Here is a 7,540-nt window from a genome sequence, read left to right as displayed (position 1 = left end):
TGGCTTTTTAGTGGTTGATGCAGGTTTTGTCATGTGAGTCACCTCTTACTTGAGAGTTTACTCACTTAGTCGCGTGTCCACTATTGCTGGGTAAGATCACTCCGTACTTCAAAATGCGTATACCCAAAGCGAAACATTCCGCAGACTGATGAATTACGCATATGAAAAAGAACTACATGATGTGGAGCAGCGCTGGCTACTGGGGGCAGGCGAAGCCTTTGAAACTACCGTGACTCAGGAACACTTCAAACTTTCAGAAGGCAGGAAAGTTATTTGTCTCAATCTGGACGATTCTGATGATTCATATACCGAACATTATGAAAGTAACGAAGGACCACAACTTTTTGACACAAAACGTTCATTTATTCATGAAGTTGTACATGCACTGACCCATCTTCAGGATAAAGAAGAAAATCATCCAAGAGGCCCTGTTGTCGAATATACCAACATTATTCTGAAAGAGATGGGGCATCCTTCACCTCCCAGAATGGTCTACATCTTCAATAAATAGACACATCAGGAAACGAAAAGAAACTAAAAACCCGCGTAGTCCGTTTTTTCGGGAAATGTTCTGGCAGTATTTTCTAACTATATTCTAAGCACCCAAAAAACAAAGGGGTTACCTTTCGGTAACCCCTTGTTTAATCTGGCGGAAGCGCAGAGATTCGAACTCTGGAACCCTTTCGGGTCGCCGGTTTTCAAGACCGGTGCCTTCAACCGCTCGGCCACACTTCCGGAATGAGGCGCACTATAAACATCCCGGTGCGTCATGTAAAGACCGAATGTGTTCGTTTGCGTGAAAAACAGGCAAATTTTCGTTAATTGCCTGAAATAGCGGCACATTGACCATTTCTTCAACACAAAAACGGGCTTAATACGTGTTGATCGTCCCCACTGTTTTACCTCTGTGATTATCAATTTTTTATCGGTAACGCGTGGTTGGCGCTGCCGCCTGTTTTATGGCGTAGCGCCAGGCATGAGCAGACCGTTTTAACGACGGTAATCACCTGAAATCTCTTAAGGAAACTAAACGTAAACGAATGCGTAAAGATGGGTAAAACCACTGGGTGACAGTGACTGTTTTTATTATTCTCCTTTATTAATTACATCTGTCATAAGAGAGTGACTAATGGATCGTATCATTACATCATCGCGTGATCGTAGCTCGCTACTGAGTACGCACAAAGTACTGCGCAACACCTATTTTCTGTTGAGCCTCACGCTGGCTTTCTCCGCAATTACCGCGACAGCCAGTACGGTACTGATGCTGCCCTCCCCCGGCCTGATTCTGACGCTGGTCGGTATGTATGGGCTGATGTTCCTGACCTATAAAACCGCCAATAAGCCGGTCGGTATCCTGTCTGCTTTTGCGTTTACCGGCTTCCTCGGCTATATCCTGGGCCCGATTCTTAACGCCTATCTGTCAGCAGGCATGGGCGATGTCATTGGCCTGGCGCTGGGTGGTACCGCGTTAGTATTTTTCTGCTGCTCCGCTTACGTTCTGACCACCCGTAAGGATATGTCTTTCCTGGGCGGTATGTTAATGGCCGGGATCGTCGTCGTGCTGATTGGTATGGTGGCGAATATTTTCCTGCAACTACCTGCATTGCACCTGGCGATTAGCGCGGTGTTTATCCTGATTTCCTCGGGCGCTATCCTGTATGAAACCAGTAACATCATTCACGGCGGTGAAACCAACTATATTCGTGCGACCGTCAGTCTGTACGTTTCGCTGTACAACATCTTTGTCAGCCTGCTCAGCATTCTGGGCTTCGCCAGCCGCGACTAATCGACATTCCCCTCTTCCAGCCCTGCTTATGCAGGGCTTTATTTTTTGCTACACTGCCGTCCGTGTTGATTACGCAGTGAAACGTTATGTTGATCTTTGAAGGTAAAGAAATCAGTACTGATAGCGAAGGCTATCTGAAAGAGACGACGCAGTGGAGTGAAGCGCTGGCAGTCGCTATCGCCGCCAATGAAGGCATTGAGCTCTCTGCGGAACACTGGGAAGTCGTGCGCTTCGTGCGCGAATTTTACCTGGAGTTTAATACCTCTCCCGCCATCCGAATGCTGGTAAAAGCGATGGCGAATAAGTTCGGCGAAGAAAAAGGCAACAGCCGTTATCTGTATCGTCTGTTCCCGAAAGGCCCGGCAAAGCAAGCGACCAAAATCGCCGGTCTGCCCAAACCGGTAAAGTGTATTTAATACCGAATACTGAAGCCTGTTAGCGTCTCGCGAGGGCTGTGCGGTTCAGTGAGGATTTTGTCCACACGAGCAGAGCGCGGCCCGCCCTCTTTCAGCCACTTGATGAGTTTTTCCACCTGCGCCGCGTCGCCACAGGCCACTACTTCTACGCTTCCGTCATCCATATTCTTCGCATAGCCGGTTAACCCCAGCCGCTGCGCCTCATGCTGCGTGGTATAGCGAAACCCGACTCCCTGAACGCGACCATAAACCCAGGCGATAATGCAGACGTTCGACATGATGGTTCTCCTTTCATAATCAGTGGTGGAGGCTCATACAGGACATACTTAACGTACCTGACTGGGCAGACACCCATAATGTTGGCGGAATCTGGCCGTAAACCGCGACCCCGACAGGTAGCCGCACCGTAGCGCTATTTCGCCGATCGGCAGCGTCGTCGATTGCAGTTGAGAAAGCGCGCAGGACATGCGCACCTCTTCAACAATTTGTCGATAACTCTGCGATTCGCGCTGCAAACGCCGACGCAGCGTCGATGTTCCCATAGCAAGACGGCGGGCTATCTCCTGGGCTGTCCATAGCTTAGCAGGCGAGAGCATAATCAGTTGCCGCACCTGCTCCGTGAGGGTGTAACGCCGTTCAATAAGCAGCGGTCCTGCCGCGCCATCATGCAAAAGCGCTAACAGTAACCCCATCGCCTGATGTTCCTGTAGCCCAACGGGTAAACCCTGGCGCACAGCATCCAACACGTTCTCCCACATAAATGTCAGGCTACGGCTCATCGGCGTACACAGCGATGTCAGGTTTGCCGGTGGATAATCCTGAACGTACATCGTTTTAAAGCGAGCAATAATCTCCGGTGAAAGTAACAACAGGTCGGAGCGAAAACCGTTCTGCGCAGGCTGATTAATAATCTCCAGCGGCGTGTTCGCCGGAATAATAATCAACTCGCCCGGCCCGGCGACAAGGCGGCTATCATCCTGAATGATGACTTTACTGCCCTGCGTAATATGGCAGATAGCGGCGGAAAAAAGCGTAACACGATGCAAACGGTGCAGATGACTGGAACGCACCTCTGCCGTCGTAAGATCCTGATGTCGAATATGCATCTCCTGCACCGTGCCGTCCTCTATTTTATCTTCCGTATGTAGCCGTGAATTGTGCTTTCGCAATCACATGCGCGTTAAGCATAAACCCTACCAACGCGCCACTCGACTCACTGTCGAGCGGCAGTGTTGCCGTATTCAGCGCCCACACAGTAAACTGATAGCGATGAGGCTTATCGCCCGGCGGCGGACAGGCGCCGCCAAAGCCAGCATAACCGAAATCATTCCGTCCCTGCACCACTCCAGCGGGTAACGTTTTTTTATCAGCCCCCGTCGGCAGGTCGTGAATCTGCGCAGGAATATTCACCATCGTCCAGTGCCACCAGCCGCTTCCGGTGGGCGCATCAGGATCGAAGACGGTAATAGCGTAGCTTTTGGTTCCGGCAGGCGGATTGCGCCAGCTCAGCTGCGGCGAAATATTTTCTCCGCTACAACCAAATCCTTTAAAGACATGCTGTTGCGTTAAACGAAAATCCGCCGGAATATCCGCGCTACTGAGGCTAAACGCCGACGCGGCAGATACGCCGCCACTCAATGCCATCATTGCGGCTGCGGTCAAAGAGAAGACTGTTTTCATTGTATTTCCTTCTTCATATAAAGAAATAACACTATAAAAAGCGCCCACTGAAGAAACTGTGCCTTTACGATTCTATTTTGTGCAGAAACGCTCACCGCCATACGCTGGTGATTGCCTCTCTCATCTGTGCTACCCTACGCGCCATTTCGTTTTCACGGTCCCTGGCTGGAGCTATTATCCGGCTCGCGTCACTGTTTGTGAGAGGTTACTCCGCATGACTGAATCTACATTTCCGCAATATCCCCGTTTAGTCCTCAGCAAAGGGCGAGAAAAATCTTTACTCCGCCGCCACCCATGGGTCTTTTCCGGCGCCGTCTCCCGCCTGGAAGGCAAAGCCAACCTCGGTGAAACTATCGATATCGTCGACCATCAGGGAAAGTGGTTAGCACGCGGCGCCTGGTCGCCAGCATCCCAGATCCGCGCGCGCGTCTGGACATTTGATAAAGCAGAATCCATTGATATTGCGTTTTTCACCCGCCGCCTGCGCCAGGCGCAGCAGTGGCGCGACTGGCTGGCGAAAAAAGACGGCCTGGATAGCTATCGTCTGATCGCCGGTGAGTCCGATGGCCTGCCTGGCGTCACTATCGATCGTTTTGGTCATTTTTTGGTGCTGCAACTGCTCAGCGCCGGGGCCGAATATCAACGTGCCGCATTAATTAGCGCTCTGCAAACATGCTATCCGGATTGCGCTATTTACGATCGCAGCGACGTCGCCGTGCGGAAAAAAGAAGGGATGGCGCTGACGCAAGGTCCGGTCACTGGCGAACTGCCGCCTGCGCTTCTGCCAATTGAAGAACACGGTATGAAATTACTGGTCGATATCCAGGGCGGCCACAAAACCGGTTATTATCTTGATCAGCGCGACAGTCGTCTGGCGACGCGCCGCTACGTGGAAAATCAGCGGGTACTGAACTGCTTCTCTTATACCGGCGGTTTTGCCGTGTCGGCATTAATGGGCGGTTGTCGCCAGGTTGTCAGCGTGGATACCTCACAGGATGCGCTGGATATCGCCAGGCAAAACGTTGAACTGAACCAACTGGACTTGAGCAAAGCCGAATTCGTGCGCGATGACGTGTTTAAGTTGCTGCGCGCTTACCGTGAACACGGCGAAAAATTCGACGTCATCATCATGGACCCGCCCAAATTCGTCGAAAATAAAAGCCAGTTAATGGGGGCCTGCCGGGGCTATAAAGACATTAACATGTTAGCGATTCAACTGCTCAATCCGGGCGGCATACTGCTGACATTCTCTTGCTCCGGACTGATGACCAGCGATTTATTTCAGAAAATCATTGCCGATGCCGCAATAGATGCCGGTCGTGATGTACAATTTATAGAGCAGTTCCGTCAGGCCGCCGATCACCCGGTGATCGCCACCTACCCGGAAGGGCTGTATCTGAAAGGGTTTGCCTGTCGCGTCATGTAACTTGAAAAGTGGAATAGTATCCTCATATAAAGGGTATCTATTTCCCGGGAGGTGACTATGATAGCCAGCAAATTCGGTATCGGCCAACAGGTCCGCCATTCCCTGTTAGGTTACCTCGGAGTGGTCGTCGATATCGACCCGGAATATTCGCTTGATGAACCGTCGCCTGATGAACTGGCGGTTAACGACGAACTTCGCGCCGCTCCGTGGTACCACGTGGTAATGGAAGATGATGATGGTCAGCCAGTGCATACTTATCTGGCCGAGGCCCAGTTGCGAAGCGAAATGCGGGACGAGCATCCAGAACAGCCATCGATGGATGAACTGGCGCGTACCATTCGCAAGCAGCTTCAGGCGCCGCGACTACGTAACTGATTGTATGTAAAAGGCCGGAGAGCGATATCCGGCCATTTAAACTTTTATTTCGCCAGCCCCAGGCGAGGGATCTCAATCGCCGGGCAGCGATCCATCACCACGGTCATGCCTGCATCCCGCGCCAGTACCGCCGCCTGCTCGTTGATCACGCCAAGCTGTAGCCACAGCGTTTTTGCGCCGATGGCGATAGCTTCCTGCGCGACGCCCCATGCAGCTTCAGAGTTGCGAAAAACATCCACCATATCGACTTTTTCGGGAATATCCGCCAGCGTGGCATACCCCTGTTGCCCCAGCAATGTCTTACCCGCGACTTTTGGCGCAACCGGAATCACATGGTAGCCCTGTTCAAGCAGGTATTTCATTACCCGATAACTTGGACGATCGGGTTTATCGCTCGCACCTACCAGCGCGATAGTGCGAGTGGACGTCAAAACATCAGCAATATCGGTCTCTTTCATCATCTTTCTCCTGGCTGTTTTGCAAAGTGTACGACAAACCTGACATAGCAACCATTCATCCCATACCGATGTATGAGAGCAAAACGCCAAAATATGTCTATATGTTAGTAAACATGATCTAAGAAAAATTTCGATACATTATTAGCCAGACGGCCTTTGGACAGGAGAACCTTATGAAAACCGGCGCGCTAGCCACCTTCCTTGCTCTCTGTTTGCCGGTGACTGTTTTTGCCACAACGCTCCGTTTGTCTAATGAGGTTGATCTGCTGGTGCTGGACGGCAAAAAGGTGTCCAGCTCTTTATTACGCGGCGCAGAGAGCATTGAACTGGAAAACGGGCCGCATCAACTCGTTTTCCGGGTGGAAAAAACCATCCGCCTGCCCGGTAATGAAGAGCGGCTTTATATTTCTCCGCCGCTGGTGATAAGTTTCGATACCCAACTGATAAGTCAGGTCAATTTCCAGCTCCCGCGGCTGGAAAACGAGCGCGAAGCCTCGCATTTTAACGCGGCGCCGCGTCTGGCGCTTTTGGATGGCGACGCCATGCCCATTCCGGTAAAACTCGATATTCTGGCCATTACTTCTACGGCTAAAGTGGTCGATTATGAAATAGAGACCGAGCGTTATAATAAATCGGCGAAACGCGCCTCGCTTCCTCAGTTCGCCACGATGATGGCAGACGACAGCACATTACTTTCCGACGTCTCAGAGCTTGATACCGTACCGCCGCAATCACAAACTCTGACAGAACAGCGGCTGAAATATTGGTTCCGACTGGCCGACCCGCAGACACGCCATCATTTTCTGCAATGGGCGGAAAAACAGCCGCCCTCTTGATATGAGTTGTCCCAGCACGCAATTTTTTTGTCTTTCTCTTGCAGCATCAAGCGCTTCCAGTAATCTGTAGACAGGTTAACTACGGAATCGAATTATGGAACTGACGACTCGCACCTTGCCGACGCGCAAACATATCGCGTTGGTTGCTCACGACCACTGCAAACAGATGTTAATGAACTGGGTGGAACGCCATCAGCCGTTGCTGGAAAAACACGTTCTTTATGCAACCGGCACCACGGGGAATCTGATCCAGCGCGCAACCGGTATGGACGTTAATGCGATGCTGAGCGGCCCGATGGGCGGCGACCAGCAGGTTGGCGCACTCATTTCAGAAGGGAAAATCGACGTGTTGATTTTCTTCTGGGACCCGCTTAACGCGGTACCGCACGACCCCGATGTCAAAGCGCTACTGCGTCTGGCCACCGTATGGAATATCCCTGTCGCCACTAACGTCTCAACGGCGGACTTTATCATCCAATCCCCGCATTTTAATGACGCTGTAGATATTCTTATTCCGGATTATGCGCGTTATCTGGCCGAGCGCCTGAAATAACCGCTAC

General features: G+C 51.4%; 10 protein-coding genes, 1 tRNA gene and 1 pseudogene. 7 read left to right on the top strand and 5 right to left on the bottom strand.

All coding sequences use genetic code 11. The features are described 5' to 3' along the window. Positions 1 to 100: 100 nt before the first annotated feature. Positions 101 to 511: pseudogene (gene pipA / locus ACLJR2_RS22105) on the top strand (type III secretion system effector protease PipA); the annotation flags it as partial. A 136-nt stretch (positions 512 to 647) separates the two neighbouring features. Here pipA and ACLJR2_RS22100 read toward each other — a convergent pair. Beyond that, positions 648 to 735 (bottom strand) — tRNA-Ser (locus tag ACLJR2_RS22100). A gap of 394 nt (positions 736 to 1,129) precedes the next feature. On the opposite strand from ACLJR2_RS22100, the gene yccA reads away from it, so the two are divergent. Together yccA and tusE are read left to right on the top strand one after the other, a co-directional pair. Continuing rightward, complete coding sequence (gene yccA / locus ACLJR2_RS22095) at positions 1,130 to 1,789, top strand: FtsH protease modulator YccA (RefSeq protein WP_000374046.1); 660 nt, start codon at positions 1,130 to 1,132, stop codon at positions 1,787 to 1,789. 86 nt (positions 1,790 to 1,875) lie between these two features. Next, a complete protein-coding gene (tusE, locus tag ACLJR2_RS22090) occupies positions 1,876 to 2,205 on the top strand; it encodes a sulfurtransferase TusE (protein WP_000904446.1) in 330 nt (109 codons plus the stop codon). Here the strand turns inward: tusE and yccX are convergent. The 3 genes from yccX to ACLJR2_RS22075 are packed head-to-tail and all read right to left on the bottom strand — an operon-like array spanning position 2,202 to position 3,885. Further along, the gene (gene yccX, locus ACLJR2_RS22085; protein ID WP_000072884.1) at positions 2,202 to 2,483 is read right to left on the bottom strand and encodes an acylphosphatase; all 282 of its coding nucleotides are present in this window, start codon (positions 2,481 to 2,483) and stop codon (positions 2,202 to 2,204) included. The two genes, tusE and yccX, sit on opposite strands and share 4 nt — an antisense overlap. A 48-nt stretch (positions 2,484 to 2,531) precedes the next feature. Then, a complete protein-coding gene (locus ACLJR2_RS22080) occupies positions 2,532 to 3,311 on the bottom strand; it encodes a helix-turn-helix transcriptional regulator (protein WP_000548082.1) in 780 nt (259 codons plus the stop codon). 25 nt (positions 3,312 to 3,336) lie between these two features. Next, positions 3,337 to 3,885 carry a YbhB/YbcL family Raf kinase inhibitor-like protein gene (locus tag ACLJR2_RS22075; RefSeq protein ID WP_000859417.1) on the bottom strand — a complete coding sequence of 183 codons (549 nt, stop codon included), beginning with the start codon at positions 3,883 to 3,885 and terminating at the stop codon, positions 3,337 to 3,339. A 214-nt stretch (positions 3,886 to 4,099) separates the two neighbouring features. Here ACLJR2_RS22075 and rlmI point away from each other — a divergent pair, with 214 nt between their 5' ends. Beyond that, positions 4,100 to 5,311 carry a 23S rRNA (cytosine(1962)-C(5))-methyltransferase RlmI gene (gene rlmI / locus ACLJR2_RS22070; RefSeq protein ID WP_000140480.1) on the top strand — a complete coding sequence of 404 codons (1,212 nt, stop codon included), beginning with the start codon at positions 4,100 to 4,102 and terminating at the stop codon, positions 5,309 to 5,311. 57 nt (positions 5,312 to 5,368) lie between these two features. Beyond that, a complete protein-coding gene (gene hspQ / locus ACLJR2_RS22065; protein WP_000561983.1) occupies positions 5,369 to 5,686 on the top strand; it encodes a heat shock protein HspQ in 318 nt (105 codons plus the stop codon). A gap of 44 nt (positions 5,687 to 5,730) precedes the next feature. On the opposite strand, the gene ACLJR2_RS22060 is transcribed toward hspQ, so the two are convergent. Next, on the bottom strand, positions 5,731 to 6,144 hold the full coding sequence (locus ACLJR2_RS22060; RefSeq protein WP_001537782.1) for a CoA-binding protein: 414 nt from the start codon (positions 6,142 to 6,144) through the stop codon (positions 5,731 to 5,733). 173 nt (positions 6,145 to 6,317) lie between these two features. On the opposite strand from ACLJR2_RS22060, the gene ACLJR2_RS22055 reads away from it, so the two are divergent. Together ACLJR2_RS22055 and mgsA are read left to right on the top strand one after the other, a co-directional pair. Next, positions 6,318 to 6,980, top strand: a complete 663-nt coding sequence (locus ACLJR2_RS22055) for a DUF2057 family protein (protein WP_000847719.1) — start codon at positions 6,318 to 6,320, stop codon at positions 6,978 to 6,980. A 94-nt stretch (positions 6,981 to 7,074) separates the two neighbouring features. After that, positions 7,075 to 7,533, top strand: coding sequence for a methylglyoxal synthase (mgsA, locus tag ACLJR2_RS22050; RefSeq protein ID WP_000424187.1), 459 nt, complete (start codon positions 7,075 to 7,077; stop codon positions 7,531 to 7,533). Positions 7,534 to 7,540: the final 7 nt, after the last annotated feature.

Origin of the sequence: Salmonella sp. SAL03688 (assembly GCF_046551895.1) — a bacterium.
Lineage (GTDB): Bacteria > Pseudomonadota > Gammaproteobacteria > Enterobacterales > Enterobacteriaceae > Salmonella > Salmonella enterica.
The sequence above is the reverse complement of the archived record's forward strand: the minus strand, read 5'-3'. Positions and strand labels throughout refer to the sequence as shown.

What these genes read in the sequence shown, in the direction of transcription:
- yccA (WP_000374046.1), top strand. Translation starts at nt 1,130, where the DNA reads ATGGATCGTATCATTACATCATCGCGTGATCGTAGCTCGCTACTGAGT.
- tusE (WP_000904446.1), top strand. Translation starts at nt 1,876, where the DNA reads ATGTTGATCTTTGAAGGTAAAGAAATCAGTACTGATAGCGAAGGCTAT.
- yccX (WP_000072884.1), bottom strand. Translation starts at nt 2,483, where the DNA reads ATGTCGAACGTCTGCATTATCGCCTGGGTTTATGGTCGCGTTCAGGGA.
- ACLJR2_RS22080 (WP_000548082.1), bottom strand. Translation starts at nt 3,311, where the DNA reads ATGCATATTCGACATCAGGATCTTACGACGGCAGAGGTGCGTTCCAGT.
- ACLJR2_RS22075 (WP_000859417.1), bottom strand. Translation starts at nt 3,885, where the DNA reads ATGAAAACAGTCTTCTCTTTGACCGCAGCCGCAATGATGGCATTGAGT.
- rlmI (WP_000140480.1), top strand. Translation starts at nt 4,100, where the DNA reads ATGACTGAATCTACATTTCCGCAATATCCCCGTTTAGTCCTCAGCAAA.
- hspQ (WP_000561983.1), top strand. Translation starts at nt 5,369, where the DNA reads ATGATAGCCAGCAAATTCGGTATCGGCCAACAGGTCCGCCATTCCCTG.
- ACLJR2_RS22060 (WP_001537782.1), bottom strand. Translation starts at nt 6,144, where the DNA reads ATGAAAGAGACCGATATTGCTGATGTTTTGACGTCCACTCGCACTATC.
- ACLJR2_RS22055 (WP_000847719.1), top strand. Translation starts at nt 6,318, where the DNA reads ATGAAAACCGGCGCGCTAGCCACCTTCCTTGCTCTCTGTTTGCCGGTG.
- mgsA (WP_000424187.1), top strand. Translation starts at nt 7,075, where the DNA reads ATGGAACTGACGACTCGCACCTTGCCGACGCGCAAACATATCGCGTTG.